This is a genomic window from Microbispora rosea (assembly GCF_900156315.1).
GTDB lineage: Bacteria > Actinomycetota > Actinomycetes > Streptosporangiales > Streptosporangiaceae > Microbispora > Microbispora rosea.
This window is the reverse complement of the sequence record NZ_FTNI01000006.1, coordinates 37,645-64,300: the sequence shown is the minus strand read 5'-3', so window position 1 is coordinate 64,300 and position 26,656 is coordinate 37,645. Positions and strand designations below refer to the sequence as shown.

The window sequence follows — 26,656 nt, the reverse complement described above, 5'->3', positions numbered from 1 at the left end:
CCCGACACGGGTGTGGCCGCTCAGAATCGGTCACGCCGGCAGTTGACGAACAGCTGGATTTCCGGCGGCGCCTGCGTGGTCGCCGGAGCGTACGAAATGTGGTTCTCCGACAGCACGCCGAATCCGGCGGCTTCGATGACCTCGCGCAACTCGTCGCGCAGATATCCGGTCACCCGCACGGGAGCGCCGAGAAACTGGAACGGCACGTCGTCGAGGTCGATTTCCACCATGCTCAGCGAGAACAGGCCACCGGGGGCGAGCACCGCGTGGATTTTGCGCAGCGCCTGCTCGATTTCGGCCCGCGGCAGCATGAGCAGACTGAAGAAGGCCGTCACGGCGTCGAAAACGCCGAGCGAGTCGTCGAGGTCGAGCACGTCGCGTTCGAGGAAGGTCCCTGTCGGCACGTTCTTGCGCGCCAGGTCCAGCATGACCGGGGAGATGTCGATGCCGGCCACCTCGCAGCCCGCCTCGGCGAACTGCTGCGCCGTGGGCGACCCCGTGCCACAGCCGACGTCGAGGACGCGTGCTCCCGGCTTGAGCTGCTTGATCATCCATTCACCGGCGGCCACCTGGCCTTCCTTGTGCGGGAAGGCCTCGTCATACCGGCCGCCGATGCGGTTGAACGCCTCGGCCTGGATGGCACGGTACTCCTGACGCGGATTGTCCGGTCCTGATTCGATTGTCATAGTTGCCGCCGTTAGAGATCAGCCGTCTTTTGCCTTCTTCTAGATAGAGGACTACACCCGAACAAGTCAAGACATAGCGCCGCTAAATGGGCATTTCGGCCATCAATTGTGTCAAAGATCGTTGTCAACATCACGTGGTCGGCCTACCGATATGCCAGATGCCGCACCAGGGAGGCTCGCATGATCGACGAGGTCCGCGAGGCGCGCTGCGCGGCGTCGCCCGCCTCTACAGCGGCGAGGACCGCCTCGTGGCCGCAGCAATATCAAGCCATCTTCTTCCCTTTTGACACAAAGATCCCTAGCGTGGGCCGCCGTGACGATGCACACGGGCACGCTCCGCCGGCGTGGCGGGGAGCAACGGGTCACGTTCACCGAGCTGTTCTTCGACCTCGTGTACGTGTTCGCGGTCACTCAGCTCTCCCATCTGCTGCTCGCCCACCTGTCGTGGCGCGGCGCGGCGCAGACCCTGTTGCTGCTGCTCGCCGTCTGGTGGGCGTGGATCTACACCGCCTGGCACACGAACTGGTTCGACCCCGACCGTCCCTCGGTGCGGATCGTGCTGGTCGCCGTCATGCTGGCGAGCCTGATCATGTCGGCGGCCCTCCCCCGGGCCTTCGGCGAGCACGGCCTGATGTTCGCCGCGGCGTACGTGGCCGTGCAGGTCGTCCGTACGGCGTGCTCGGTGGCCGCCGCGCCACGGGGCCCACTGCGGCGCAACCTGACGCGCGTGCTCGCCTGGGCGGTGCTGTCGGGGGCGTTCTGGATCGCGGGCGGTCTCACGCACGGCCTGTCGAGGGAACTGCTGTGGGCGGCGGCGGTGGGGGCCGACCTGCTGGCGCCCTGGGTCGGATTCGTCACGCCGGGCCTCGGCAGGTCGTCGACCACGGACTGGTCGGTCGACGGCGCCCACCTGGCCGAGCGCTGCCAGCTCTTCCTGATCATCGCGTTCGGCGAGTCGATCCTGGTCACCGGGGCGACCTTCGCCGCGCATCCGTCGCCCGTGGCCGGCGCGGCCCTGCTCACCGCGTTCGGCGCGAGCGTCGGCCTGTGGTGGACCTACTTCGGCAGCAGCGCCGAGGCGGGCAGCCGGGTGATCGCCGCGGCGGACGACCCTGGGCGGCTCGCCCGCTCGGCCTACACCTTCCTCCACCTGCCGATGGTCGCCGGCGTCGTCGTGTCGGCCGTGGCCGACGAACTCGTGATCCACCACCCGGGGGGCCACACCGCGCCCGGAACGGCGATCGCCGTGCTGGGCGGCCCCGCGCTCTTCCTCACCGGGCACGCGCTGTTCAAGCGGGTCGTCTGGGGGCGCGTCCCGAGGTCGCATCTCGCGGGGGTGCTCGTCTTCGCCGCCCTCGGGGCCCTCACTCCGCTGGTGCCGCCTCTGGCGCTCGCGGCCTGCGCCACCGCGACCGCGGCGGGCGTCGCCGTCTGGGCGGCCGTCGTCCGCAGCGGGGAGCCGCAGGCGGCCTAGACGTGCTCCATGACGATGACCGCGGTGGTGCCGGGTTCGAGGGCTTCGAAGACGTGGGGGGCGTCGCCGGGATAGGCGATGTAGTCACCCGGCCCGAGCTCGACCGGCTCCTCCGCGGGCCCGGCCAGCGCGCGCCCGGTGCCGATCAGCAGGTGCTCGACGGTGCCGGCCATGTGCGGGTCGGAAGTGCGCGGCGGGCCCGGCTGGGCCGAGATCCGGTACAGGTCGCGCCGCGCGTGCGGCGGGCACGACGCCAGCAGGGTGGCCGCGTAACTGGCCTGCTCGGAGTAGGTCGCGGGCCCCTCCCCGGCCCGGATCACCCGTACGGCCGGCCGGGGCGGGTCCACGAGGCGGCTGAACGGCACGCCGAGCGCGACCCCGAGCGCCCACAGCGTCTCCACGCTCGGGTTGCCGGCGCCCGACTCCAGCTGGGAGAGCGTGGACTTGGCGATGCCCGCGCGCTTGGCCAGCTCGGTCAGCGACAGGCCGGCGCGCTCGCGCTCCCTGCGGATCGACGCGGCGATGAGCGTGATCAGGTCGAAGGACGGCCTCTCAGCCACGTGTTCGCTCCACACTTCCGCTTGTTCGACTTGACGAACACCATCGTCGTTGTTCACTCTACTGGACATGCATTCGCTCTGGCGAACACTCGATCGCGGCACGCTCCGCGACATCGCTTTGGTTTGCCTCGCCGACGCCATGGTGGGCGCCGCGTTCGGCGCGATCGCCGTGTCCGGCGGCCTGCCCGCGTGGGTGCCGGTCGTCATGTCCCTGCTGGTGTTCGCCGGAGGGGCGCAGTTCGCCGCGGTCGGCGTGGTGCTGTCCGGCGGCGCCCCGCTCGCCGCCGTCGCGGCCGGGCTGGTGCTGAACGCGCGCCTGCTGCCGTTCGGCTTCGCGGTCGGCGACGCCCTCGGCGACCGGTGGTGGACACGCCTCACCGGTGCGCACCTGTTGACAGACGAGGCCGTGGCCTTCGTGCTGCGCGACGCCGACCCCCGCCGGCGTCACGCGGCGTTCTGGGCCTGCGGGCTCGGCCTTTTCATCAGCTGGAACGCGGCCGTCGTGCTCGGCGCGCTGGCCGGACGCGACATCGGCGACACCGCCGCTCTGGGACTGGACGCGGCCTTCCCCGCGGTGCTGCTCGCCCTCGTGCTGCCCTCGCTCACCGAACGGAACGTGCGGACCGCCGCCCTGCGCCGGGCCTGCGTGTCCGGTGCGGCCGTCGCGGTGGCGGCCACGCCGTTCCTGCCCGCGGGCCTGCCGGTGCTGCTCGCCCTGACCGGTCTCGTGCTCACCGTGCGGACCCCCTACGGTTCGGAGGTCTCATGCCCCTGATCGCCGTCCTCGCGCTGGCCGCAGGCACCTACGCGTTCCGCCTGGCCGGGCCGGTGCTGCGGCACCGGCTCCGGCTGCCCGGCCGCCTGCGCCACCTGTTGTCCGTCGCCGCGACCGTGCTGCTCATCGCCCTCGTGGCCACCTCGGCCCTCACCGAGGGGCACGGCTTCGCCGGATGGGCCAGGCCCGCCGGGGTGCTCGTCGCCGGGATCCTCACGCTGCGGAGGGCGCCGTTCCCCCTGATCGTCGTCCTCGCCGCCGCCACGACGGCGGTCCTCCGCCTCCTCGGCGTGCCCTGACGGACAAGCGCCCGATCGCATCAGCACAGCTCTATGAACGTGTGCGGCCCGAACGACAAAAGGGCGGTCGATCGACCGCCCTTGAGGTGTTGTGGAGCTATGGGGATTCGAACCCCAGACCCCTTCCATGCCATGGAAGTGCGCTACCAGCTGCGCTATAGCCCCTTGCGACGCAGTCAGTGTATAGGAGTCCGCGCGGGGACGGTAACCGGACGAGCCGATGTCACACCGCGGCGGGCATGATACGTCTGGCATGACATGACCATTGAAGTCTTCACCACGCACCGGAGCCTGCTCGCCGGTGTGGCCTACCGCATCCTCGGCAGCGCCGCGGACGCTGAGGACGTGGTCCAGGAGGCGTGGCTGCGCTGGGCGGAGGTGGACGCCGCGTCGGTGGCCAACCCGAAGGCCTACCTCGTACGCGTCACCACCAACCTCGCCGTCGACCGGCTGCGCCGGGTGCGGGCCAGGCGGGAGGCGTACGTCGGGCCCTGGCTGCCCGAGCCGGTCGTCGGCGCGCCGGACTCCGGGGAGTCCGCGGAACTCGCCGACAGCGTCGAGCTGGCCCTCCTCGTCGTGCTGGAGACGCTGTCCCCGCTGGAACGGGCCGTGTTCGTCCTGCGGGAGGCGTTCGGCTTCTCCCACGGCGAGATCGCCGAGATCCTCGGCCGAGGCGAGCCCGCCGTACGGCAACTCGCCAGACGCGCCCGTGACCACGTGCGCGAGCGTAGGCCGCGTTTCGACGTGGATCGGCGCGAGCGGCGCACGATCACCGAGCGCTTCGTCGCTGCCTGCGCGGAAGGGGACATCGAGGGCCTGACCGCGCTGCTCGCCGCGGACGTCCGCATGGTCGGCGACGGCGGCGGCAAGGTCCGGGCGCCGCTGCGGGAGCTGGCCGGCGCCGCGCCGGTCGCCCGCTTCCTCGTCGCGATCGCGAGCGCGGAGGGCCGCCGGCGCTTCCTGGCCTCCATGGGCGCTTCCCCGGACAGGGAGATGGACATGGAGATCGCTCAGGTCAACGGCGGCCCCGCGATCGTCGCCCGGCTGGACGGCCGTCCCGTCACGGTCATCTCGCTGGTGATCGCCGATGGACTGGTGGACACGATCTACCTCATCGCCAACCCGGACAAGATGTCACGGATCGGGGCCCGCGATTCGTCCGGGAGTGCATGAGAGAAAACATCACCATCGTGGGCGGCGGGCTCGCCGGCCTGACCGCCGCCATCGCCTGCGCCGAGGGCGGCGCCGCCGTCGTCCTGCACGAGGCGCACCGCACCCTCGGCGGGCGCGCCCGCTCCACCGCCACGCCGTACGTCGCCAACGACGGCACCCACGTCTTCTACTCCGACGGCCTGCCCTGGCGGTGGCTGGACGAGCGGGGACTCGTCCGGCCGTACGCGCCGATACGGCCGGGACACCTGGCCCGGGTCCGGTTCCGCCGGGACGGGAGGCTGACCGGAAGGCCCCCGGCCGGGCTGCTGCGGATGGTCGCCCGGCGTGGTCTTACGGCGCCGGTGGACGAGGACTTCGGATCCTGGGCCACCCGCCGCTTCGGCGCCGGCGCCGCGCGCGCCGCCGCCCGGTTCCTGGGAGTCGTCACCTACGAGTCGGACCCCGGCCGGCTGTCGGCGGCCTTCGCCTGGGAGCGGCTCCGGCGGGTGCTCGCCCCGCGCTACCCGGCCGCGCGCTATGTGGCCGGCGGCTGGGGACGGGTGATCGACCGGATGGCCGCGCGGGCGCGCGACCTCGGCGTACGCATCGAGACCGGATCGCGCGCGGACCGGCTGCCGGAGGGACGGGTGATCGTCGCCACCTCCCTCGACGCCGCCCGCGGCCTGCTGGGCGACGACTCGCTGCGCTGGGAGAGCGGCCGGTCGGTCCTGCTCGACCTCGCCGTGCGCGCCGATCCGCGGGACATGTTCCTCGTCAGCGACCTTGACGAGGGCGGCTTCCTGGAGCGTTACTCGCTGCCCGATCCGTCCCTGGCCCCGCCCGGGGAGAGCCTCGTCCAGATGCAGATGCCGATGCGCCCCGATGAGCCGAAGGCCGCGGCGCTCGCGCGGCTGGAACGGATCGCCGACCTGGCCCTGCCGGACTGGCGCGGGCGGACGACCTGGCGCCGCGACGCCGTGGCCGCCGGGCGCAGCGGCGCGCTCGACCTGCCCGGCACGATGTGGCGCGACAGGCCGGCGGTCCAGCGCGGCGACGGCGTGTGGCTGGCCGGCGACCAGGTGGCGGCGCCCGGCATGCTCTCCGAGGTGTCGATCAACAGCGCGCTCGCGGCGGCCCGGGCCGCCCTCGCCTCCTGATCGCCGCACCGGCGGGCGGTCTGACGCGACGGAAACGGGCCCTTTCCCGGAGGAGAAGGGCCCGAGGGTGAGGGCGGCCGGGCCGCCCACCACCCACTTCCTGCTTGTCAGAATCCTTGCGCGAGCCGGTAGTAGGCCTGGTTCCACCGCAGTTCCTTGGTGAACTGGCGGGAGGTGGTCGCCTCGTCGATGACGAGCAACTCGACGCCGAGCATGTCGGCGAAGTCGGTCAGCTCCTCGGACCCGATGGCCGAGGACAGCACCGTGTGGTGCGGGGCACCTGCCGTGATCCACGACTCGGCGGAGGTGCGCAGGTCGGGCCGGGGCCGCCACACGGCGCGGGCGACCGGCAGGGCGGGCAGCGGCTCGGGCGGCGCGACCACGTCGATCTCGTTGGCCACCAGCCGGAACCGCTCGCCCATGTCGGACAGGCCGACCACCACGGCGGGGCCGGGGGCGGCGTCGAACACCAGCCGCACCGGGTCCTCCCGCCCGCCGATGCTCAGCGGGTGGATCTCGCACGCGGGGGTGTCTGCCGCGATCGTCGGGCAGACCTCCAGCATGTGCGCGCCGAGGATGAGCTCCTCGCCCGGGGTGAGGTTGTAGGTGTAGTCCTCCATGAACGAGGTGCCGCCGGGCAGGCCCGCCGACATGACCTTGAGCGTGCGCAGCAGCACCGAGGTCTTCCAGTCGCCCTCGCCGCCGAAGCCGTAGCCCTCCGCCATGAGCCGCTGCACGGCCAGGCCGGGAAGCTGGCGCAGCCCGCCCAGGTCCTCGAAGTTCGTGGTGAATGCCTTGAAGCCGCCGCCCTCCAGGAAGTGCCGCAGGCCCAGCTCGATGCGGGCCGCGTAACGCAGCGACTCGTGCCGCTCCCCGCCCGCGCGCAGCTCGGGGGCCAGCCGGTAGAGGTCCTCGTACTCCTTGACGAGGGCGGACACGTCGGCGTCCGCGGCGGCGTCCACGGCCTCGGCCAGCTCGTTGACGCCGTAGGTGTTCACCGACACCCCGAACCGCAGCTGCGCCTCGACCTTGTCGCCCTCGGTGACGGCGACGTCGCGCATGTTGTCGCCGAAGCGGGCCAGGCGCAGCGAGCCGACCTCGGCCCGGCCCGCCGCGGCGCGGGCCCAGGTGGCGATGCGCGCCGCCACCGCGGGGTCGCTCACGTGACCCGCGACGGTCTTGCGCGGCACGCCGAGCCGCGTCTGGATGTAGCCGAACTCGCGGTCGCCGTGGGCGGCCTGGTTGAGGTTCATGAAGTCCATGTCGATGGAGCTCCACGGCAGTTCAACGTTGGCCTGCGTGTGCAGGTGCAGCAGCGGCTTGCGCAACGCGTCCAGGCCGGCGATCCACATCTTGGCCGGGGAGAACGTGTGCATCCACGCGATCAGGCCGATGCAGTCGTCGTCACCGTTGGCCTCAAGGCACACGCGGCGGATGGCCGCCGCGTCGGTGAGCACGGGCCGCCATTCGAGCTCGAACGGCAACGCCTCGCCCAGCTGCTCGGCGATGCGCTGGGACTGCTCGGCCACCTGCCGCAGCGTGTCCTCGCCGTACAGGCCCTGGCTACCGGTCAGGAACCATAGCTTCACAGGTGACTCCTCTGTCCATAGACGTTCTGATACCGGTCGTACAAGCGGTCGATGTCACCCTGTGCGATCGGCAGCGGCTCACCGAGCTGCCGGGAAACGTGCACGGTGCGGGCGACGTCCTCGCACATCACGGCGGCCTTGACCGCCGCCTTCGGCGACTCGCCGATGGTGAACACGCCATGGTTCTGCATCAGCACGGCGGGGGAACGGTGCCCGGTCAGGGTCGCGACGATCCCCTTGCCGATGTCGTCGTTGCCGATGAGCGCGAACGGCCCGAGGGGGATCTCGCCGCCGAACTCGTCCGCCATCGCGGTGAGCACGCACGGGATCGCCTCACCGCGGGCCGCCCAGGCCGAGGCGTACGTGGAGTGGGTGTGCACGACCCCGTTGACCTCGGGCATGTTCCGGTACACGTAGGCGTGCGCGGCCGTGTCGCTGGACGGGGACAGGTCACCCTCGACGAGGTTGCCGTCGAGGTCGCAGACCACGATCGACTCGGGGGTCAGGTCGTCGTACGACACCCCGCTGGGCTTGATGACGAACAGGTCCTCGCCCGGCACCCGGCCCGACACGTTGCCGGCCGTCCAGACGACGAGGTTGTATCGAACCAGTTCGGCGTGGAGCCGGCAGACTTCCCTGCGGAGTTCATCGATCATGCGCTGGCCTCGTTCCTGATCGCGCGGAGCCGGTGGAGCATCTCGCCGTCCGCGAAGTGGTCGTGCAGCCTGCGATATTCGGCGTAGAGCCGGTCGTAGGCGTCGGCCCGCTCGGCGTCGGGCACGTACGCCGCCGCCTCGCGCTTGCCCATCGCCGCCGCGGCGGCCGTGATGTCGGGGTAGGCGCCCGCGGCGACGGCGGCGTGGATGGCCGAGCCGAGGGCCGGCCCCTGGTCGGAGCCGATCACCGACAGCGGGCGGCGCAGCACGTCGGCGTACGTCTGCATGAGGAAGCGGTTCTTGAGCAGGCCGCCGGCGACCACGAACTCCTCGACCGGCACCCCGGCCGCCTCGAACGTCTCCACGATCGTGCGGGCGCCGAACGCGGTGGCCTCGATGAGCGCGCGGTAGACGTCCTCGGGGCGGGTGGCGAGCGTCTGCCCGACGATGACGCCGGACAGGGTGTGGTCGACCAGGACAGAGCGGTTGCCGCCGTGCCAGTCGAGCGCGACCAGCCCGTGCTGCCCGACCTTCTGCTCGGCCGCGAGCGAGGTCAGGTGCTCGTGCAGGCCGACTCCCGCCTCCGCTGCCCGCTCGGCGTACGACGCGGGCACGCAGTTGTCCACGTACCAGCCGAAGATGTCGCCGACGGCGGACTGGCCGGCCTCGTAGCCCCACAGCCCGGGGACGATGCCGTCGCGCACCACGCCGCACATGCCGGGGACCTCGGCGAGCTGGTCGGAGCACATGACGTGGCAGGTGGAGGTGCCCATGATGGCGACCATCTGGCCGGGCCGTACGGCGTCGGCCGCGGCCGCGGTGACGTGGGCGTCGACGTTGCCGACCGCGACCGCGATCCCCTCGGGCAGCCCGGTCCACTCGGCGGCCCGCGGGGTCAGGTGCCCGGCGAGGCCGCCCAGCGGAGCGAGATCCTGGCCGAGCTTCCGGGTGAACCCGGAGAAGGCGGGGTTCAGCGCGGCCAGGAAGTCCTCGGACGGGTAGGCGCCGTCCTGGTATACGGCCTTGTATCCGGCGGTGCAGACGTTGCGGGTCTCCACCCCGGTGAGCTGCCAGATGATCCAGTCGGCGGCCTCGATCCAGCGGTCGGCCCGGTCGTACATCTCCCGGTCCTCCTCCAGCAGTTGCAGGCCCTTGGCGAAGGCCCACTCGGAGGAGATCTTGCCGCCGTACCGCGGCAGCCACGCCTCGCCGCGCTCGGCGGCCAGCGCGTTGATCCGGTCGGCGTGCGGCTGCGCCGCGTGGTGCTTCCAGAGCTTCGGCCAGGCGTGCGGCCGCTCGGGGAACTCCTCGCACAGCGGGTGGCCGTCGGCCGTGGCGGGCAGGATCGTGCAGGCCGTGAAGTCCGTGCCGATGCCGACGACCTGCTCCGCGGAGACCTGCGCGTCGGCCAGGGCCTTCGGCACGGCGTTGCGCAGCACGTCGATCCAGTCGGCCGGCGACTGCAGGGCCCAGTCGGGTCCGAGGCGGGCCCCCGAGCCGGGCAGCACGTCCTCGATCACGCGGTGGGCGTACTCGTGCACGGCGCTCCCCAGCTCCGCGCCGTCGCTCACGCGCACCACCACGGCGCGGCCGGACAACGTGCCGTAATCCACACCGACCACATAACGCTCATTGTTAACGCTCACACTCAACCTCCACAAGCTCTCGTGCCGGCTGGGGCGGGGGTCGCCGGCCGGCGATGAGGCCGGCGACCCGGTTTCCTGTCGATCTCTGCGGCCGTCAGCGGGCGGTGCCGGCCCTGCGCTTGGTCCACACGTCGAACGCCACCGCGGCGAGCAGCACGGCGCCCTTGACGAGCATGACGCGCTCGCTGGGCGAGCCGATCAGCGACATGCCGTTGTTGATCACCGCCATGATGAGACCACCGGTGATCGCGCCGACCACCTTGCCCACGCCGCCCTGGACGGCCGCGCCACCGATGAAGGCCGCGGCGATGGCGTCCAGCTCGAAGCTGTTGCCCGCGGTGGGGCCGGCCTGGTTGAGCCGGCCGGCGAAGATGACGCCGGCGATCGCGGACAGGACCCCCATGTTGACGAAGATCCAGAAGACGACCGACTTGACCTTGACGCCGGACATCACCGCCGCGTGCAGGTTTCCGCCGATCGCGTAGACCTGCCGCCCGAACACGGTGCGGTTGGCCATCAGCGAGTACGCCAGCACGAGCACCGCAAGCAGCACGAGCACCCACGGCAGGTTCTTGAAGCGGGCGAGCTGCACGACGAGGAAGAGGATCAGCGCGGCTCCGGCCGCCATCTTCAGCACGAACAGCGCCAGGGGGTCGACCGCCTGGCCGTACCCCTTGCGCGCGCTGCGGCTGCGCCACTGCGCGAGGACCATGCCGGCGATCGCGACGATGCCGACCAGCAGGCTGAACAGGTCGGCGCCCCCGAGCGGGCCGAGGCCGATGTTGCCCAGCCAGCCGTCGGTGAAGCCGTTGGCCAGCGTGCGGACCTGGTCGGGGAACGGACCGATGCCCTGGTTGCCCAGGACGGTGAGGGTCAGCGCCCGGAAGAGCAGCATGCCCGCCAGCGTGACGATGAACGCGGGGATGCCGAAGTACGCGATCCAGTACCCCTGCCAGGCCCCGATCAGCGCGCCGGCCGCGATCGTGATCAGCAGGGCCACCGGCCATGGCATGCCCATGTTCACCATGAGCACCGCGGAGAGCCCGCCGGTGACCGCGACCACCGAGCCGACCGACAGGTCGATGTGCCCCGCGATGATGATCAGGATCATCCCGATCGCGAGGATCAGGATGTAGGAGTTCTGGACGATGATGTTGGAGATGTTCTGCGGCTGCAGCAGTGCGCCGTCGGTCAGCACCGAGAACAATACGATGATCAGCGCGAACGCGATGTAGATGCCGCTGGAGCGCAGGTTGAGCGACAGCCCGCCGAGCGACACCCGGCCCGGCCGCCCCGGCGCTCCCCCGCCGCCCTTGGCGCCGACCTCCACGTCGGCGGGCGTGATGCTGCTCATGCCGGCTACTCCTGTCCCTTGGTCATGAAATACATGAGGCGTTCCTGCGTGGCCTCCTCGCGCGGCACCTCACCGGTGACGCGCCCCTCCGAGAGCGTGTAGATGCGGTCGCAGAGACCGAGCAACTCGGGCAGCTCGGACGAGATCACCAGCACGGCCTTGCCCTGCTCCGCCAGACGGTTGATGATCGTGTATATCTCGTACTTGGCGCCGACGTCGATGCCCCGGGTCGGCTCGTCGAGAATCAGCACGTCCGGCTCGGTCAGGATCCACTTGGAGAGCACGACCTTCTGCTGGTTGCCGCCGCTCAGCTTGCCGACGACGCTGTCGACACTCGGCGCCTTGATGTTCATGCTCGCGCGGAACTGCTGGGCGACGCGGTATTCCTCGTACTCGTTGACCCAGCCACGCCTCGACAGGCCCTTGAGCCATGCCGCGCTGATGTTGCGCTTGATGTCCTCGATGAGGTTGAGGCCGTACCTCTTGCGGTCTTCGGTGGCGTAGGCGACGCCGTGTTTGATCGCGTCCTGCACGGTGCGGATCTCGATCGGCCTGCCGTCCTTGAAGATGCTGCCGGAGATGTGCACCCCGTACGTCCGCCCGAACACGCTCATCGCCAGCTCGGTGCGGCCGGCGCCCATCAGCCCGGCCAGGCCCACGATCTCACCACGCCGCAGCGTCAGCGAGGCCCCGTCGACCACCTTCCGGCCAGGCTGGCTGGGGCTGTAGACCGTCCAGTCCTCGATACGGAACGCCTCCTCGCCGATCGCCGGCGTGCGCGGCGGGAAGCGGTTGTCGAGGGCGCGGCCGACCATGCCGGAGATGATGCGGTCCTCGGTCACGCCGTCGACGGCCATGTCGAGAGTCTCGATCGTCTGCCCGTCCCTGAGGATCGTGACGGAGTCCGCGATCGCGATCACCTCGTTGAGCTTGTGTGAGATGATCACACAGGTGATCCCCTCGTCCCTCAGCCCGCGCAGCAGGTCGAGCAGGTGGGCCGAGTCCTCGTCGTTGAGTGCCGCGGTCGGCTCGTCGAGGATGAGGAGCTTGACCTCCTTCGACAGCGCCTTGGCGATCTCCACGAGTTGCTGCTTGCCCACGCCGATGTCGGAGACCGTCGTCGTGGGGTTCTCCCGCAGGCCGACCCGCTTCAGCAGCTCGCCGGCCTCGTAGTTGGTGCGGTTCCAGTCGATGACGCCGCGCGCTGCCCGCTCGTTGCCGAGGTAGATGTTCTCGGCGATCGACAGCTGCGGGCACAGCGCCAGCTCCTGGTGGATGATGACGATGCCGGCGTGCTCGCTGTCGCGGATGCCGCCGAACTCGCAGCGTCTGCCCTCGAAGGTGATCTCGCCGTCGTACTGGCCGTGGGGATAGACCCCGGACAGCACCTTCATCAGCGTCGACTTGCCGGCGCCGTTCTCGCCGCAGATCGCGTGGATCTCACCCCGCCGGACCGCCAGGTTGACGTCCTGTAGCGCCTTCACCCCGGGGAATGTCTTGGTGATCCCGCTCATCCGCAAGATGTGCTCGGTCATGTGCCCCCCGCTCAGGGAGGGCCCGGGGACTGCTCCCCGGGCCCGGATCCCTACTTGAGCTGGTCCTCGGTGTAGTAGCCGCTGCCGACGATGACGTCCTTGTAGTTGTCCTTGTCGACGACCACAGGGTCCAGCAGGTAAGACGGAACGACCTTGTTGCCGTTGTTGTAGTCCGTGGTGTTGTTCACCTCGGGCTTCTGGCCCTTCAGCACCGCGTCGGCCATCTTCACGGTCTGCTCCGCGAGCTTGCGGGTGTCCTTGAAGATGGTGGAGTACTGCTCACCGGCGATGATCGACTTGACCGAGGCGAGCTCGGCGTCCTGGCCGGTCACGACCGGGTAGGGCTGGCCGCTGGTGCCGTAGCCGGAGCTCTTGAGCGCCGACAGGATGCCGATGGACAGTCCGTCGTACGGCGAGAGCACGCCGTCGACCTTGGCGTCGCCGGTGTAGGTCTTGGTGAGGATGTCCTCCATGCGCTTCTGCGCCGTGGCGGGGTCCCACCGCAGGATGGCGGCCTGCTTGAAGTCGGTCTGGCCGCTCTTGACCTTCAGCGTGCCGTCGTCGATCTTCGGCTGGAGCACCGACATCGCGCCGTTCCAGAAGAAGGTGGCGTTGTTGTCGTCGGGCGAGCCGCCGAACAGCTCGACGTTGAACGGGCCCTTCTTGCCGCCGTCGACGCCGAGGCCCTTCAGCAGCGAGGTCGCCTGCTGCACGCCGACCTTGAAGTTGTCGAAGGTCGCGTAGTAGTCGACGTTCGGGCTGTTGCGGATGAGCCGGTCGTAGGCGATGACCGGGATCTTGTTGTCCGCGGCCTCCTGCAGCTGCGAGGTGAGCGCGGTGCCGTCGATCGAGGCGATGATCAGGAGCTTCGCGCCCTTGGTGATCTGGTTCTCGATCTGGTTGACCTGGGTGGGGATGTCGTTCTCGGCGTACTGGAGGTCCACCTGGTAGCCGAGGGCCTCAAGCTGCTGCTTGACGTTGTCGCCGTCGTGGATCCAGCGCTCCGACGACTTGGTGGGCATGGTGACGCCGACCAGGGCCCCGGCGGCGCCGGCTCCGGAGGACGCGGACGCCTCCGTGTCCACCGTCTTCTGGCTGGAGCCGCAGGCGGTCATGGTCACGGCGAGCGCGATGGCGGACACCGCGCCCCCGATTCGTAGCAACCTCATGTACATCTCCTTGGGGGTCGCCGCACACCGGTGTGCGGCCGGTAGAAGGATAGGACTTTCCGCACATCAGGGAGCTCTGCGGCGTGAGCCACCTGAGAATACGCGCTGCAGGAGGATGAAGACGAAGAGCAGCAGACCGATGAAAATCTTGGTCCACCAGGAGCTCAGCGTCCCCTCGAAGCTGATGATCGTCTGGATCAGGCCCAGCACGAGCACGCCGAGCACGGTGCCGAGCAGGAAGCCGCTCCCGCCGGTCAGCAGCGTGCCGCCGATGACGACCGCGGCGATGGCGTCCAGCTCCATGCCCACGGCGCTCAGCCCGTAGCCGGACAGCGAGTAGAAGGCGAACAGCAGGCCGCCGAGGGCCGAGCAGAACCCGCTGATCGTGTAGACCGCGATCTTCGTACGGGCCACCGGCAGGCCCATGAGCAGGGCCGACTGCTCGCTGCCGCCGGTCGCGTAGACGTTGCGACCGAGCCGCGTGTAATGCAGCACGTACGCCGCGATCAGCACGACGGCCACCGCGATCAGCGCGCTCGGGGTGACCGACAGGTCGCCGCCGAAGTTGATCCGCGTCTGCGCGATATCGGTGAACGTCGGGTTGTCGATCGGGATCGACTCGGTGCTGATCGTGTAGCACAGGCCGCGGGCGAGGAACATGCCGGCCAGCGTGACGATGAACGGCTGGATCTCGAAGTAGTGGATGATGGCGCCCATCGCCAGGCCCAGCACCGCGCCGATCACCAGCACCAGGGCCATGACCGCGAACGCGGGCCAGCCGTCCTTCAGCAGGCTGGCGCTCAGCATCGTGGCCAGCGCGACCACCGAACCGACCGACAGGTCGATGCCGCCGGTGAGGATCACGAACGTCATTCCGACCGCGACGACCAGCAGGAACGCGTTGTCGATGAAGACGTTGAGGATGATCTGCCCGGTCGCGAAGTTCTCGTAGCGGATGCCGCCCGCCACGAACATGGCCACGAACAGGCCCGCGGTCACCAGGACCGGGATGTACTTCTGTGGAACCGTACGGCGGCGGTCCAGCAGACCGGTGATACCCGTCACGCCGAGACCCTCACCTTCTCTTCGGGCGCCGTGGACGCCGGGACCGGGCGCCTGCGGCGGTGGAACACCTTCGCACGGAAGGCCGGGGACTGGATCAGGCAGACGATCGTCACCACGAGCGCCTTGAACAGCAGCGTCGTCTCCGGGGGGACGCCGATGGAGTAGATGGTGGTGGTCAGCGTCTGGATGATGAGGGCGCCCAGCACCGTGCCGCTCAGCGAGAACCGGCCGCCGGACAGCGGGGTGCCGCCGATGACGACGGCGAGGATCGCGTCCAGCTCGATCCACAGGCCCGCGTTGTTGCCGTCGGCGCTGGAGACGTTCGAGCTGATCATCAGGCCCGCGATGCCGGCGCACAGCCCGCAGAACGCGTACACCATGATGAGCACGCCGCGGGCGCTGATGCCGGCCAGGCGGCTCGCCTCGGCGTTGCCGCCGACCGACTCGATGAGCAGGCCGAGCGCCAGGCGCCGGGTGAGGAACGCGGTGAGCGCGAGCACGACCGCCACGATGATGATCCCGAACGGCAGCGTGAGCCAGTAGCCGCCGCCGATCAGCTTGTACGACGAGCTCTGGACCGTGGTGATCTGGCCGTCGGTGATGAGCTGGGCCAGGCCGCGCCCGGCCACCATCAGGATCAGCGTCGCGATGATCGGCTGGATCCCGATGCCCGCGACGAGGAAGCCGTTCCACAGGCCGAGGACCACCGACAGCACCAGCGCGATGCCCACGGCCGACAGCACGCCGGCCACCGAGTTCTGGTCGCTCAGGTCGCTGATGCGCATGCAGGCCAGCGCTCCGGCGATCGCCACGACCGACCCGACCGACAGGTCGATGCCGCTCGTGGCGATGACCAGCGTCATGCCGGTCGCGACGAGGATCAGCGGCGCGCCGAACCGGAAGATGTCGATGAGGCTGCCGTAGAGGTGGCCCTCCTTCATCTCGATCCTGAAGAAGCCGTCGGTGAAGACGAGGTTGAGCAGCAGCAGCGCGACCAGGACGACCACGGGCCAGAACAGGCGGTGCTTCAGGATCCGGCTCATGATCGGGCTCCGCTCGCGATCGTCTCCGTCAGTGTGTCGGTGGTCAGGCCCTCGTCGTTGTCCAGCTCGGCGACGAGCCGGCGGTCGCGCAGCACGCCGACCTTGTGACTGAGCCGCAGCACCTCCTCCAGCTCGGCGGAGATGAACAGCACGGCCATCCCGCCGTCCGACAGCTCGGCGACCAGGCGCTGGATCTCGGCCTTGGCGCCGACGTCGATGCCCCGGGTGGGCTCGTCCAGGATGAGCAGGCGAGGCTCCAGGATGAGCCAGCGGGCCAGCAGCACCTTCTGCTGGTTGCCGCCACTGAGGTTCCTGATGAGCTGGTCGGGGTTGGCCGGGCGGATGTTCAGCGCGGCGATGTACTTGTCGACCAGCTCGTCCTGCTTGCGCCGCGGGATCGGCCGGCTCCAGCCGCGCGCGGCCTGCAGGGCGAGGATGATGTTCTCGCGGACGGTGAGGTCGGGGATGAGCCCCTCGGCCCGCCGATTCTCCGAGCAGAAGGCCAGCTTCCTGGAGACCGCGGAGCGCGGCGTGCGCAGGTTGACCTGCTCGCCGCCGATCTTCAAGGAGCCCGTGCCCGCGTGGTCGGCCCCGAACAGCAGCCGGGCGACCTCCGTACGGCCCGAGCCGAGCAGCCCGGCCAGGCCGACGACCTCGCCCTCGTGGATGGTGAGCGTGAACGGCTCGATCGCCCCGGAGCGCCCCAGATGGTCGGCCTCGACCAGCGGCGCGGCCTCGCGTGCGGGCGGGCGGGCCTCCAGCTTCTCCAGGTCGGCCAGCTCGCGGCCGATCATCTTGCCGACCAGGTCGACCTGGCTCAGCTCACTGGTGAGGTACTCCCCCACGAGGGTGCCGTTGCGCAGGATCGTCATCCGGTCGGAGATCTCGTAGATCTGGTCGAGGAAATGCGAGACGAACAGGATCGCGATGCCCTGTTCCTTCAGCCTGCGCATCACCCGGAACAGCTGCGCGACCTCGTCCGCGTCGAGGCTGGAGGTGGGCTCGTCGAGGATCAGCACCTTCGCGTCGATGTCCACGGCCCGCGCGATCGCCACCATCTGCTGGATGGCCAGCGAGTACGACGTCAGCGGAGCCGACACGTCGAGGTCGAGGTCGAGACGGGAGAGGATCTCCGTGGCCCGGCGGCGCATCGTCTGCCACTGGATCCGGCCGAAGCGGCGCGGCTCACGTCCGATGAAGATGTTCTCCGCCACTGACAGGTTGGCGCAGAGGTTGACCTCCTGGTAGACGGTGCTGATGCCCGCCTGCTGCGCGGCGAGCGGGCTGGAGAAGGCGACCCGCCTGCCCTCCAGCTCGATCTCTCCGGCGTCGATGTCGTAGACCCCGGTCAGCACCTTGATCAAGGTCGACTTTCCGGCGCCGTTCTCTCCCATCAACGCGTGGACCTCCCCCGGCAGCAGCCGGAAGTCCACGCCGTCCAGCGCCTTCACGCCGGGGAACTGCTTGCCGATCCCGCTCATCCGCAGGATCGGCGCGGGTGCGGCCATGCGGTGCCCCTCTCCCGTGTTTCCGTGTTTCCCGCTCACCATCGGATCGCTCGGTGTTATCCACTCACCAGCGGGGCCGGGCCGCCCCCGCGGTGGGGGCGGCCCGGTTTCCGGTCAGTACTTGCGGCTGGGCAGGACTTCCTTCGCCTGCTCCTGGGTGAAGGTGGTCTCCTCGGTGACCACCCGCTGGGGAACCTGCTCACCGTTGACGACCTTCTTGGCGAGCTCCATGAGCTGCTTGCCCATCAGCGGGTTGCACTCGACGATGAAGTTGATCTTGCCGTCGGCGAGCGCCTGCATGCCGTCGTGGGTCGCGTCGGCGGTGATGATCTTGATGTCCTTGCCCGGGACCTTGCCCGCGCCCTCGATCGCCTCGATGGCGCCGAGGCCCATGTCGTCGTTGTGCGCCCAGAGCACGTCGATGTCAGGGTTGGACTTGAGGAAGGCCTCCATGACCTCCTTGCCCTTGGCCCGGGTGAAGTCGCCGCTCTGCGAGGCGATGATGTGGAACTTCGGGTCGGCCTTGACGACCTCTTCGAAGCCCGACTTGCGGTCGTTGGCGGGCGCGGACCCGGTGGTGCCCTCCAGCTGGACGATGTTCACGTCGTCCTTGCTGTCCTTGTACTGGTCGACCAGCCACTGACCGGCCTTCTTGCCCTCCTCGATGAAGTCGGAGCCGAGGAAGGTCTTGTACAGGCTGGTGTCCTGGGAGTCCACGGCCCGGTCGGTGAGGATGACCGGGATCTTCGCGTTCTGGGCCTCCTTGAGGACGGTGTCCCAGCCCGACTCCACCACCGGCGAGAAGGCGATGACGTCGACCTTCTGCTGGATGTAGGAGCGGATCGCCTTGATCTGGTTCTCCTGCTTCTGCTGCGCGTCGGAGAACTTCAGGTCGATGCCCGCCTCCTTGGCGGTCTCCTGAATGTCCTTGGTGTTGGCGGTGCGCCAGCCACTCTCCGCGCCGACCTGGGCGAAGCCCATCACGATCTTGCCGTCCTTGGCGCCACCGCCGGACGAATCGCCGCTGCCGCCGCTGCCGCTGTCGCTGCTGCCGCAACCGGCCATCGTCAGAGCCGTGGCACCGGCCAGGATCAGTGCCGAGATCCTCTTCAACACTGGGGGGATCCTTTCTAACTGTTAGCGCTAACACCTAAGGCACAGCGCTGGGTTATCCGATGTGTTTCCGTGCGGCTAGCGCGCGGCTGTGCTTCCCCTGAACACGAACTGGGGAGGCACTACGAGACGCTCGTGAGGCAGCGCCTCGCCCGACTCGATCTGCCGGAGCAGCACGTCGATGCTGCGCCTGCCGACGGCCCCGAAGTCCTGTCTGATGGTGGTGAGCGGCGGGGAGAAGAACTCCGACTCAGGGATGTCGTCGAAGCCCACGATGCTGATCTGCTCGGGGACCTTCACTCCCTCCTCCGTGAACGCGCGCAGAAGGCCGAGCGCCATCTGGTCGTTGGCGACGAACACCGCGGTGACGTCGCCGGCCATCGCGGCGAGCTCCTTGCCGGCCCGGTAACCCGAACGCGGGCTCCAGTCACCGGTCAGCGTGCCGGGAATGGGCCGCCCCGCGGCGGTCAGCACCGCGCGCCAGCCCTCGATCCGGCCCTCGGCCTCCAGCCAGTCCGCCGGGCCACTGACATGCCAGACGGTCTCGTGCCCGAGGTCGAGCAGGTGCGAGGTCGCCAGCCTGGCGCCCTCGACCTGATCGACGCTCACCACGGAGACCTCGCCCTGATGCCAGCCCTCGACGGCCACGGCGGGCATGCCCGCCGGCAGGTCGTCGAGCGCCCGGGCCGCCGATCGCTGCGGGGCGACGACGACGATGCCGTCCACGCCCTGCTCGGCGAGGTAGCCGATCGCGTCGTTCACGCCGGCCCTGTCGATGGTCCGCAGGCTCACGATGCTCACGAAGTAGCCCGCGTCCCGCGCCGCCTGCTCGATTCCGTATACCGTGCTCGCCGGGCCGTACAGCGTCGTGTCGAAGCTGACCACGCCCAGCGTGCGCGAGTGCTTGGTGACCAGGGCCCGGGCGACGAGGTTTCGGCGGTAACCGAGCTGGTCGATGGCCCGCATGACCCGGGTGCGGGTCTCGGCGCGGACGTTCGGATGGTCGTTGAGCACCCGCGAGACCGTCTGATGCGACACTCCGGCCAGCCTGGCCACGTCGGCCATGACGGGCGGGCGACGCTCGACGTTGGGTCCCACTGGCGCTCCTCTCCACTGCTTGGGAAGACTGTGAGCGTTAACACGACCCCCCGTCAAGGTGGTGGCCGATTACGGTCCGGTCACACCGAAACATCGCATTAACGTCCTATTGACGGACATGCCGCATAGCCATTAACTGGTGGCCGAATCCACCTTGTTAACGCTCACTTTGCGACCATCCCGTGACGTTAGCGCTAACAGAGCTCGGAGGAGCCGCCCGCATGAGCAGAAAGGCCTGATCACCGGCCTTGTCGGCGGCCCTGTTGAGTGGCATGGCGAGTGGCGCGGCGAGTGACATGGCGAGCGGCCCGCATCACCACCTGGCTCGACGGCCAGAAGATCAACGACTTCACCGACAACGCCTCCGTCGAGCCGCTCTACGACACGGTGATCAAGGCCCTCCACGTCCAGGACACCGCCGTGCGCAGCGCGGTCGGCCCGGGCGACGCCGCGATCGCGCCGAAGGCCCTCGTCACCTCGCTGACCGGTGACCCGGTGCCGCGGTGAACTCACTCGACGAGCCCGCGAAGATCTCCCCGGTCGAAAGGGAGATGAGCGGATCCTCCTCCGCCTTCACCTACGACTTCCCCGCCCACTCGGTGACGTTCATCCGCCTCGGCAGGGACACCCGGGCCGGCACCGCCGGCACCGCCCACGCGTCGCGCGCGCAGGTGAAGCCGGACGGCTCCTTCCGGGCGGCGGCGGGCGCGTCTGCGCCTGCGGCCGTTCCCACAGGTGCCCGATGGCGGGAGCGTGCCGGGCGGCGACTCCGTCAGGAGCTGACGCCGGTGCTCTCCCTCACCACGAGCTCGGGCTCCACCATGCGCCTCGCCTTGCCGTCAACCCCGGCGATGCGGTCCAGCAGGAGCTGGAACGCCTGCCGGCCGACCTCGCCGAAGTTCTGCCGCACCGTGGTCAGGGGCGGCCAGAAGTAGGCCGCCTCGGGGACGTCGTCGAACCCGACGACGCTCACGTCCTCGGGGACCCGCCGGCCCGCCTCCCGCAGGGCCCGCAGCACGCCCATCGCCATGTGGTCGTTGGCCACGAAGACCGCCGTCACGTCGGGCTCACGGGCGAGCCGCTTGCCGATCTCGTAGCCGGAGTGGGCGGTCCAGTCGCCGACCAGCGGCTCGGGCACCTCCCTGCCCTCCGCCTCCAGCGCCGACCGCCAGCCGGCCACCCGGCCGCTCGAGTCGATCCAGTTGGGCGGGCCCGACAGGTGCCAGACGGTGCGGTGACCGAGACTGAGCAGGTGGCGGGTGGCGCGGGCGGCGCCGGCGCGCTGGTCCACCGCCGCGACCGGCACCAGCAGGTCCGTTCCCCCGCCGACGTCGACCACCGGGAGCCCCTGGGGAAGGTGGCGGAGCCCCTCGGCGGCCGACTCGTGCGGCGCGACGACGATGACGCCGTCCACCGACTGGGACCGCAGGCGGTCGATCCCCCTGGTGATCCAGCTGCGGTTGAGCGCGGGCAGGCTGGCGATGCTGACCAGGTAGTCGCTGTCCCTGGCCGCCTGCTCGATGCCGAACAACGTGGAGGCCGGGCCGTACAGGGTGGTGTCGAAGCAGACGACCCCCAGCACCCCCGAGCGGCCGGTCACCAGGACACGCGCCGCCGAGTTGGGCCGGTAGTCGAGCTCGCGGACCGCCGCGAGTACGCGCGCCCTGGTCTCCGGGCGCACCTTCTCCGGAGCGTTCAGCACTCTCGACACCGTCATCGCCGACACCCCTGCCAGCACCGCGACGTCCTCCATGACCGCCGCCTTCGGGCGTTCGGTCGGGCTCTCTCCAGGCCGGACCTTCGTCATCCGCCGCGCCCCGCTCATTCCGGTCAGGTTTCCTGAGTGTTTGCCATAACAGCAAGCCGTACCACCACTACGATGATCACTGCGCGTCACGTGCCCGGCGGGGAACGTTCCCTCGAGTGGCCGCGTACGCGCAGTGGCCCCAGCTCATGGTATCGCTAACAGATCCTCGCCCCCCTGCGTTAGCGTGGGGCGTCGCGAAGTTCGCCCCTCGCGAGCCAGGCGAGAGCGCACAGGAGCGTCATCGCCCCGCCCACCTGCACGGCCGTCATCCGCTCCCCCAGCAGCACGACGCCGATGACGGCGGCGACGAGAGGTTCGAGCAGGGACAGGACCGCGGCCGTGGTGCCGCCGACGACGCGCAGCCCGGCGAAGAACAGCCCGTACGCGAGCGCCGTCGGCACGGCCGCCAGATAGCCGAGCAGCAGCACGTTGGTCACGGTGTGCCCGGCGGGCAGCAGCCCTCCGGCCGCGGCGATCGGGAGCAGGCAGGCCGCGCCTCCGGCGAACCCCCACACGGCCACGCCTTCGGCGGGCATCCGGCGGGTGGTGAGGGTGACGAGGGAGTAGGCCGCCGCCGACAGCAGCGAGTAGCCGGCGCCCGCCGGGGTGACCGTCTGCGCGCCTCCCGTGAGCATGGCCAGGCCCGCGACGGCGAGCGCGGCGCACCCGAGGCCGGTGCGGCCCAGCGGTTCGCCCAGGAAGAGCCGGCCGCCGGCCGCCACCAGGAGCGGGGTGGCGCCCATCGTGATCATCGTGGCGACCGCGACGCCGGCCTCGGCGATGGCCGCGAAGTAGGCCGCCTGGCAGACCGCCATCGCCGGGCCGACGAGCAGCACCGCCCGCCAGGAGGGCCGGCTGCGGGCGACGGCGAGCAGAAGCGCCGCGCCGCAGGCGAAGCGCCAGAACGACACGGCGACGGGACTCAGCTGTCCCGCACCGTGCAGCACCGCCCCCGCCGCTCCCCCGGTTCCCCAGGCGACCGCGGCGGTGGACACGTAGACGAGGCCCTGCCGTACGGACAGGGCTGGAGCATGGTTCATCGATGTCTCTCCAGTGAGGTGGGCCCGATTCCCGCAGGCGGGCAGGGGCCACCGGCCGGGCCGCCCTGGCCCGGCTCACCGGATGGCGCCGCCCGCTAGCGGGCGGGCGGCGGAGAGACGATCAATGTCACGCGGGCACCGTAACGTGTCCGCACGGTCGGCCGCATCACCATTTGGGCACTTTCGGGGGTGCCGGTGCGCGCGGCGGGAGGCAGAAGGCTTAGTCTTGCATCGTGGCAGCCCGAGGCGAGGTCAGGTCGCCTCGGGCTGTCCGCTTCAGGAAGCCGGCAATGCGCGACCAGGCGTCCGCACAGGCCTCGGCGAGTTCCGGGCGGCCCAGCTCGAAGAAGCTGTGCGGTGCTCCCGGATAGGTGACGAACTCGTGCGCCACCCCGGCGCCTTCCAACGCCTCGCCGAACGCGCTCACCACCTCGGGGGAGATGCCCTCGTCCGCGCCGCCGAACAGTCCCAGGATGGGGCCGCGCAGCTCGCCCGCCATCTGGGTGGGGCCGGGGTTGCCGAACAGCACGTCCGGATAGCCGTACAGGCCGATGACTCCGGCGAGCCCGAAGGCCGGCTTCGCCGTCATGAACGCGAGCCTCCCGCCGAAGCAGAAGCCGAGAGAGACGATGTCCGCGCACCCTTCGGCCCGCAGGTGTGCGGCGCCGGCGGCGATGTCGGCGAACAGCCCGTCCTTGTGCGCCTTGCCCAGGTGCTCCATGAAGGGGAAGTCGTCGGGCCGCGGGCCGGTCCCGGCCGTACGGCCGAAATAGTCGACGGCGAGCGCGGTGTGCCCCTGCTCGGCGAGCCGTTCGGTAAGGCGCTCGTAGAATCCCGACAAGCCCCGGTTGTCCGGCAGGACGAGCACCGCGGGACCGGACGCCCGGCCGGGGCGGGACAGAAAGGCCGCGAAGTTCGCACCGTCGGCCGAGGTCAGCACGAGGCGCTCGGACGTGACGGTCGTGATCGGAGAGCCGTGAACGGGCGGCACGGCGTCGGGCTCGTAACACACGGGCGATAGGCCTTTCGGTGAGGTCGGCGGGTACGCCCGTGAGGCTATATTACGAATTTCACATCATATCAGCACGAAATAAATTATCGATATCCGAAAAACAACAGGCCCATCTCCTTTCGGGAGACGGGCCTGAATGCTCGGGCTGAATGCTCGGATCAGATCACCGGACCGGGCGTGTCCCGCGGCGGCACCGGGCCGGGGCCGGGGACGGGACCCGTGCCGGGAGCGGGCGGGATCGGGCCGGTGCCGGGCGGCGGCAGCGGCGTCTCGCGCGGATACTCGGGGTTGACGGTCTGGGGCGGCATCGGCTCGCCGATGTCGTAACCCGTGCCGGAGCCGCCGGTGCCCGTGCCACCCTGCTGGTGCGCACCGGGAACCTCACCCCGCCAGCCGCCGGTCTCGCCGCCGCGCGACTCGATGAACGTCTTGAAACGCTCCAGGTCGCCCTTGACGCGCATGCGGACGATCTGCAAGGCGTCCGCCGCCTTCTCCAGGAAGCCCTCGGGGTCGTACTCCATCTGCAGCGTGACGCGGGTCGTGTTGTCGTCGATCCGGTGGAAGGTGACGACGCCGGCCTGCCGCGGCGTGTCCACCGAGCGCCAGGCGACCCTCTCGTCCGGGTGCTGCTCGGTGATCTCCGCCTCGAACTCGCGACGGACGCCCGCGATCTCGACGACCCAGTCGGTGCGCGTGTCGCCGATCTGCTTGACCGACTCCACGCCCTCCATGAACTCCGGGAAGCTCTCGAACTGCGTCCACTGGTTGTACGCGGTGCGGATCGGGACATTCACGTCGACAGACTGCTCGATCGAGCTCATGCCTTCTCCTTCTCTCGTGGGTTTCTGCACTACGCCTGCCCTGAGAGATGGACGTAAACCCAGGTACGCGACGTCAGCGGGAGGCCGACTTGTGGTGTCCGCCGCGCCGCCCGGCCGGGCGGGCCAGGCGCGGCCGGGCCGCGCTGCCCCCGTCGGCCGCCCGCGCGCGCCGCGCCTTCTCGGCCGACCGGCGCCCCCGTCCCACGACGAGGTCGCGCACGCCCCGCGAGACGTGGTCGTGCCGGCGCCCGGTGGGCGCGGACGACGTCTCGTCCTCCAGCGTGCGGTCGGCCGCCGCGTACCACCCGGTCACCACCTGGACGGCGAGCGCGGCGAACAGCAGCCCGAACGGCAGCGCCCACCCGCCGCTCACCTGGTGAAGCAGGCCGAACGTGATCGGCCCGGCGCCCGCGATGAGATATCCGGCGCTCTGCCCGAAGGCCGACAGCGCGGCGGTGCCCGCCGCCGTGCGGGTCCGCATGGCCAGCATCGCGAGCGCGAGCGGGAAGGTGCCCCCGCCGACGGCCACGAGGATCGACCACGCCCACAGCGCCTGCCCGGTGAGCAGGCCCGCGAAGCCGACCGCGTACAGGGCCGCGAAGGCGATCACCAGCGGACGCTGGCCGGACAGCCGGGACGCCAGGGCGGGCACCGCCATCGAGACGGGGATCCCGAGCCCGGTGAACACGGCGAGGACCAGCCCGGCCTGACCGGCGGTGTAGCCGTTGTCCCGGAGCAGCAGCGGCAGCCAGCCGAACATCACGTACGCGATGATCGACTGCGAGCCGAAGTATCCGGCCACGGCCCAGGCGAGCCTGCTGCGCAGGAGGCCGTCTGCACCGGCCCTCGCGGGTGTGTCGCGCCGCTCCGGCTCACCGCGCCTGAGCGCGAGCCACGGAATCGCGGCCACGGCGGCCAGAGCCGCCCACACCCCGAGTGCCACGTGCCAGTTGCCTCCCGCGGCCTGCTGCACGGGAACGGTCGCCGCGGCGGCGACCATCGTCCCGGCCGCGAGGGCCGTCGAGTAGACGGTGGTCATCGCACCCGCCCGCCGGGGGAAGTGCCTCTTGATCAGGGCGGGGATGACGACGTTGCCGACCGCGCCGCCCGCCAGCGCGACCGCGCTGGCCGCCATGAACGGCACGGCGGAGTCGACGAGGGAGCGCACGGCCTGCCCCGCCGCGAGCAGGACGATCGCGCCCAGCAGCAGCCGGTGCTCCCCCATCCTGCGGGACATGGCCGGTGTCAGCGCGCCGAACAGGGCGAAGCTCATCACCGGCAGCGTGGTGAGAAGCCCCGTCATCGCCGCCGACAGGCCCAGCCCCGCGCTCACCTGGTCGAGAACGGTGCCCACGCTGGTCACCGCGGTACGCAGGTTCAACGCGGCGAGGGCGATGCCCCCGGCGATCAGCCACGCCATCGATCCGCCGTGTGCCCTCCACGGTGCCCCGAGCACGGCCCTCCGCGTCACGACGGCACTCATCGCCGCAACATCTCCCCTCATCGGGTCATCCTACGATTGACACCATACCAAAGCCCTCATCTCTCTCATTTGTTCCAGCTTCGGAGAACTCGCTACGAACGTCGTACGCCGCGCAGCAGCCACAGGAGGCCGATCACGGGCAGCGCGAGCGGCACGAAGAGGTAGCCGCTGCCGTACCCCGACCACACGGTGGCCTGCGGAAACGCGGCGGGGTCCGCCAGGCTCAGCGTGCCGACGACCAGCACTCCGGCCAGCTCGACCAGGCAGGCGGCGACCGCGACGCGTCGTGCGCCGCGGGCCAGCGCCACCGTGAGCACGATGTAGACGACTCCGGCGAACGCCGACAGCACGTACGCCAGCGGCGCCTCGGCGAATCTCGTGGCGATCTGCACGGCGGCGCGGGAGGTCGCGGCCAGCGCGAAGATCCCGTACACGGCCACGAGCACGCGTCCCGGCCCGGAGCGTACGGCCTCGCCGCGCCGGTCCTGCCCGGAAGGAGCGCTCATGCCACCTCCTCGCCTTGCGGCTCGGAGACGCATGAGCGAATCGCGCTGTGTCTATTGATTCGCTCGCTACGCTCGCTCATGCCACCTCCTCGCCTTGCGGCTCGGAGC

The 26,656-nt window shown here is 70.3% G+C and carries 26 protein-coding genes and 1 tRNA gene; 6 read left to right on the top strand and 21 right to left on the bottom strand.

The genetic code is table 11. The annotated features are described in order from the left end of the window. Window positions 1-20: 20 nt before the first annotated feature. Entirely contained in the window at window positions 21-686 is a 666-nt protein-coding gene (locus BXA11_RS10720) for a class I SAM-dependent DNA methyltransferase (RefSeq protein WP_076434376.1), read from the bottom strand. Between the two features lie 319 nt (window positions 687-1,005). Between BXA11_RS10720 and BXA11_RS10715 the strand changes: the two genes are divergently transcribed. Further along, a complete protein-coding gene (locus tag BXA11_RS10715; RefSeq protein ID WP_076434545.1) occupies window positions 1,006-2,160 on the top strand; it encodes a low temperature requirement protein A in 1,155 nt (384 codons plus the stop codon). Here BXA11_RS10715 and BXA11_RS10710 read toward each other — a convergent pair. Next, entirely contained in the window at window positions 2,157-2,720 is a 564-nt protein-coding gene (locus tag BXA11_RS10710; RefSeq protein WP_076434375.1) for a helix-turn-helix domain-containing protein, read from the bottom strand. The genes BXA11_RS10715 and BXA11_RS10710 overlap by 4 nt on opposite strands. 67 nt (window positions 2,721-2,787) lie before the next feature. On the opposite strand from BXA11_RS10710, the gene BXA11_RS10705 reads away from it, so the two are divergent. Both BXA11_RS10705 and BXA11_RS10700 read left to right on the top strand, forming a co-directional pair. Next, on the top strand, window positions 2,788-3,495 hold the full coding sequence (locus BXA11_RS10705; RefSeq protein WP_076434374.1) for an AzlC family ABC transporter permease: 708 nt from the start codon (window positions 2,788-2,790) through the stop codon (window positions 3,493-3,495). Beyond that, window positions 3,486-3,794, top strand: a complete 309-nt coding sequence (locus tag BXA11_RS10700) for an AzlD domain-containing protein (RefSeq protein WP_076434373.1) — start codon at window positions 3,486-3,488, stop codon at window positions 3,792-3,794. Before BXA11_RS10705 ends, BXA11_RS10700 begins: the two co-directional genes overlap by 10 nt. Window positions 3,795-3,886: 92 nt before the next feature. On the opposite strand, the gene BXA11_RS10695 is transcribed toward BXA11_RS10700, so the two are convergent. Next, a tRNA-Ala gene (locus BXA11_RS10695) sits at window positions 3,887-3,959 on the bottom strand. A gap of 93 nt (window positions 3,960-4,052) precedes the next feature. Between BXA11_RS10695 and BXA11_RS10690 the strand changes: the two genes are divergently transcribed. Both BXA11_RS10690 and BXA11_RS10685 read left to right on the top strand, forming a co-directional pair. After that, a complete protein-coding gene (locus BXA11_RS10690; protein ID WP_076434372.1) occupies window positions 4,053-4,967 on the top strand; it encodes an RNA polymerase sigma-70 factor in 915 nt (304 codons plus the stop codon). Continuing rightward, window positions 4,964-6,103, top strand: a complete 1,140-nt coding sequence (locus BXA11_RS10685; RefSeq protein ID WP_076434371.1) for an NAD(P)-binding protein — start codon at window positions 4,964-4,966, stop codon at window positions 6,101-6,103. The genes BXA11_RS10690 and BXA11_RS10685 overlap by 4 nt, the downstream gene beginning before the upstream one ends. Before the next feature lie 107 nt (window positions 6,104-6,210). Here BXA11_RS10685 and araA read toward each other — a convergent pair whose 3' ends face one another. The 11 genes from araA to BXA11_RS10630 form a co-directional block, all read right to left on the bottom strand. Beyond that, window positions 6,211-7,692, bottom strand: coding sequence for an L-arabinose isomerase (gene araA / locus BXA11_RS10680; protein WP_076434370.1), 1,482 nt, complete (start codon window positions 7,690-7,692; stop codon window positions 6,211-6,213). Further along, window positions 7,689-8,348, bottom strand: a complete 660-nt coding sequence (locus BXA11_RS10675; RefSeq protein ID WP_076434369.1) for an L-ribulose-5-phosphate 4-epimerase — start codon at window positions 8,346-8,348, stop codon at window positions 7,689-7,691. Before BXA11_RS10675 ends, araA begins: the two co-directional genes overlap by 4 nt. Beyond that, window positions 8,345-9,994 carry a ribulokinase gene (gene araB / locus BXA11_RS10670; RefSeq protein WP_076434368.1) on the bottom strand — a complete coding sequence of 550 codons (1,650 nt, stop codon included), beginning with the start codon at window positions 9,992-9,994 and terminating at the stop codon, window positions 8,345-8,347. Before araB ends, BXA11_RS10675 begins: the two co-directional genes overlap by 4 nt. Before the next feature lie 94 nt (window positions 9,995-10,088). Continuing rightward, window positions 10,089-11,348, bottom strand: coding sequence for a multiple monosaccharide ABC transporter permease (gene mmsB / locus BXA11_RS10665; protein WP_030505817.1), 1,260 nt, complete (start codon window positions 11,346-11,348; stop codon window positions 10,089-10,091). Window positions 11,349-11,353: 5 nt separating this feature from the next. Then, window positions 11,354-12,883 (bottom strand): multiple monosaccharide ABC transporter ATP-binding protein, encoded by a 1,530-nt coding sequence (gene mmsA, locus BXA11_RS10660; RefSeq protein ID WP_076434367.1) that lies wholly within the window; start codon window positions 12,881-12,883, stop codon window positions 11,354-11,356. Window positions 12,884-12,933: 50 nt separating this feature from the next. After that, window positions 12,934-14,052 (bottom strand): multiple monosaccharide ABC transporter substrate-binding protein, encoded by a 1,119-nt coding sequence (chvE, locus tag BXA11_RS10655; RefSeq protein ID WP_030505819.1) that lies wholly within the window; start codon window positions 14,050-14,052, stop codon window positions 12,934-12,936. Window positions 14,053-14,118: 66 nt separating this feature from the next. After that, window positions 14,119-15,117, bottom strand: coding sequence for a galactofuranose ABC transporter, permease protein YjfF (yjfF, locus tag BXA11_RS10650; protein ID WP_231513722.1), 999 nt, complete (start codon window positions 15,115-15,117; stop codon window positions 14,119-14,121). After that, window positions 15,114-16,160: an ABC transporter permease gene (locus BXA11_RS10645; protein ID WP_030505821.1), complete on the bottom strand. Its 1,047-nt coding sequence runs from the start codon at window positions 16,158-16,160 to the stop codon at window positions 15,114-15,116. Before BXA11_RS10645 ends, yjfF begins: the two co-directional genes overlap by 4 nt. Beyond that, on the bottom strand, window positions 16,157-17,668 hold the full coding sequence (locus tag BXA11_RS10640; protein WP_030505822.1) for a sugar ABC transporter ATP-binding protein: 1,512 nt from the start codon (window positions 17,666-17,668) through the stop codon (window positions 16,157-16,159). The genes BXA11_RS10645 and BXA11_RS10640 overlap by 4 nt, the downstream gene beginning before the upstream one ends. 114 nt (window positions 17,669-17,782) lie before the next feature. After that, entirely contained in the window at window positions 17,783-18,784 is a 1,002-nt protein-coding gene (locus BXA11_RS10635; protein ID WP_076434366.1) for an ABC transporter substrate-binding protein, read from the bottom strand. A gap of 75 nt (window positions 18,785-18,859) precedes the next feature. Continuing rightward, entirely contained in the window at window positions 18,860-19,846 is a 987-nt protein-coding gene (locus BXA11_RS10630; protein ID WP_076434544.1) for a LacI family DNA-binding transcriptional regulator, read from the bottom strand. 324 nt (window positions 19,847-20,170) lie between these two features. On the opposite strand from BXA11_RS10630, the gene BXA11_RS10625 reads away from it, so the two are divergent. Continuing rightward, window positions 20,171-20,386, top strand: a complete 216-nt coding sequence (locus BXA11_RS10625; protein WP_076434365.1) for a hypothetical protein — start codon at window positions 20,171-20,173, stop codon at window positions 20,384-20,386. 70 nt (window positions 20,387-20,456) lie between these two features. On the opposite strand, the gene BXA11_RS43045 is transcribed toward BXA11_RS10625, so the two are convergent. From BXA11_RS43045 to BXA11_RS10595, 7 genes are all read right to left on the bottom strand, one after another. Beyond that, window positions 20,457-20,612 (bottom strand): hypothetical protein, encoded by a 156-nt coding sequence (locus BXA11_RS43045; RefSeq protein WP_159454757.1) that lies wholly within the window; start codon window positions 20,610-20,612, stop codon window positions 20,457-20,459. A 39-nt stretch (window positions 20,613-20,651) separates the two neighbouring features. Continuing rightward, window positions 20,652-21,704, bottom strand: coding sequence for a LacI family DNA-binding transcriptional regulator (locus tag BXA11_RS10620; RefSeq protein ID WP_373320548.1), 1,053 nt, complete (start codon window positions 21,702-21,704; stop codon window positions 20,652-20,654). 161 nt (window positions 21,705-21,865) lie between these two features. Then, a complete protein-coding gene (locus BXA11_RS10615) occupies window positions 21,866-22,726 on the bottom strand; it encodes a DMT family transporter (RefSeq protein WP_030505827.1) in 861 nt (286 codons plus the stop codon). A 220-nt stretch (window positions 22,727-22,946) separates the two neighbouring features. Then, the gene (locus tag BXA11_RS10610; RefSeq protein ID WP_051761216.1) at window positions 22,947-23,738 is read right to left on the bottom strand and encodes a dienelactone hydrolase family protein; all 792 of its coding nucleotides are present in this window, start codon (window positions 23,736-23,738) and stop codon (window positions 22,947-22,949) included. 158 nt (window positions 23,739-23,896) lie between these two features. Continuing rightward, the gene (locus BXA11_RS10605; RefSeq protein WP_076434363.1) at window positions 23,897-24,559 is read right to left on the bottom strand and encodes an SRPBCC family protein; all 663 of its coding nucleotides are present in this window, start codon (window positions 24,557-24,559) and stop codon (window positions 23,897-23,899) included. Window positions 24,560-24,632: 73 nt separating this feature from the next. After that, window positions 24,633-26,063: a CynX/NimT family MFS transporter gene (locus BXA11_RS10600; protein WP_239104937.1), complete on the bottom strand. Its 1,431-nt coding sequence runs from the start codon at window positions 26,061-26,063 to the stop codon at window positions 24,633-24,635. Window positions 26,064-26,134: 71 nt separating this feature from the next. Continuing rightward, complete coding sequence (locus BXA11_RS10595) at window positions 26,135-26,548, bottom strand: hypothetical protein (protein WP_076434361.1); 414 nt, start codon at window positions 26,546-26,548, stop codon at window positions 26,135-26,137. Window positions 26,549-26,656 lie beyond the last annotated feature (108 nt).

Bases quoted from the DNA above. Each gene is read 5' to 3' on its own strand.
- BXA11_RS10720 (WP_076434376.1), bottom strand. From the start codon at position 686: ATGACAATCGAATCAGGACCGGACAATCCGCGTCAGGAGTACCGTGCC.
- BXA11_RS10675 (WP_076434369.1), bottom strand. From the start codon at position 8,348: ATGATCGATGAACTCCGCAGGGAAGTCTGCCGGCTCCACGCCGAACTG.
- BXA11_RS10700 (WP_076434373.1), top strand. From the start codon at position 3,486: ATGCCCCTGATCGCCGTCCTCGCGCTGGCCGCAGGCACCTACGCGTTC.
- BXA11_RS10685 (WP_076434371.1), top strand. From the start codon at position 4,964: ATGAGAGAAAACATCACCATCGTGGGCGGCGGGCTCGCCGGCCTGACC.
- BXA11_RS10690 (WP_076434372.1), top strand. From the start codon at position 4,053: ATGACCATTGAAGTCTTCACCACGCACCGGAGCCTGCTCGCCGGTGTG.
- BXA11_RS10640 (WP_030505822.1), bottom strand. From the start codon at position 17,668: ATGGCCGCACCCGCGCCGATCCTGCGGATGAGCGGGATCGGCAAGCAG.
- BXA11_RS10615 (WP_030505827.1), bottom strand. From the start codon at position 22,726: ATGAACCATGCTCCAGCCCTGTCCGTACGGCAGGGCCTCGTCTACGTG.
- BXA11_RS10645 (WP_030505821.1), bottom strand. From the start codon at position 16,160: ATGAGCCGGATCCTGAAGCACCGCCTGTTCTGGCCCGTGGTCGTCCTG.
- BXA11_RS10605 (WP_076434363.1), bottom strand. From the start codon at position 24,559: ATGAGCTCGATCGAGCAGTCTGTCGACGTGAATGTCCCGATCCGCACC.
- BXA11_RS10705 (WP_076434374.1), top strand. From the start codon at position 2,788: ATGCATTCGCTCTGGCGAACACTCGATCGCGGCACGCTCCGCGACATC.
- BXA11_RS10630 (WP_076434544.1), bottom strand. From the start codon at position 19,846: ATGGCCGACGTGGCCAGGCTGGCCGGAGTGTCGCATCAGACGGTCTCG.
- BXA11_RS10620 (WP_373320548.1), bottom strand. From the start codon at position 21,704: ATGAGCGGGGCGCGGCGGATGACGAAGGTCCGGCCTGGAGAGAGCCCG.
- mmsB (WP_030505817.1), bottom strand. From the start codon at position 11,348: ATGAGCAGCATCACGCCCGCCGACGTGGAGGTCGGCGCCAAGGGCGGC.
- BXA11_RS10600 (WP_239104937.1), bottom strand. From the start codon at position 26,063: ATGAGGGGAGATGTTGCGGCGATGAGTGCCGTCGTGACGCGGAGGGCC.
- BXA11_RS10715 (WP_076434545.1), top strand. From the start codon at position 1,006: ATGCACACGGGCACGCTCCGCCGGCGTGGCGGGGAGCAACGGGTCACG.
- chvE (WP_030505819.1), bottom strand. From the start codon at position 14,052: ATGAGGTTGCTACGAATCGGGGGCGCGGTGTCCGCCATCGCGCTCGCC.
- BXA11_RS10595 (WP_076434361.1), bottom strand. From the start codon at position 26,548: ATGAGCGCTCCTTCCGGGCAGGACCGGCGCGGCGAGGCCGTACGCTCC.
- mmsA (WP_076434367.1), bottom strand. From the start codon at position 12,883: ATGACCGAGCACATCTTGCGGATGAGCGGGATCACCAAGACATTCCCC.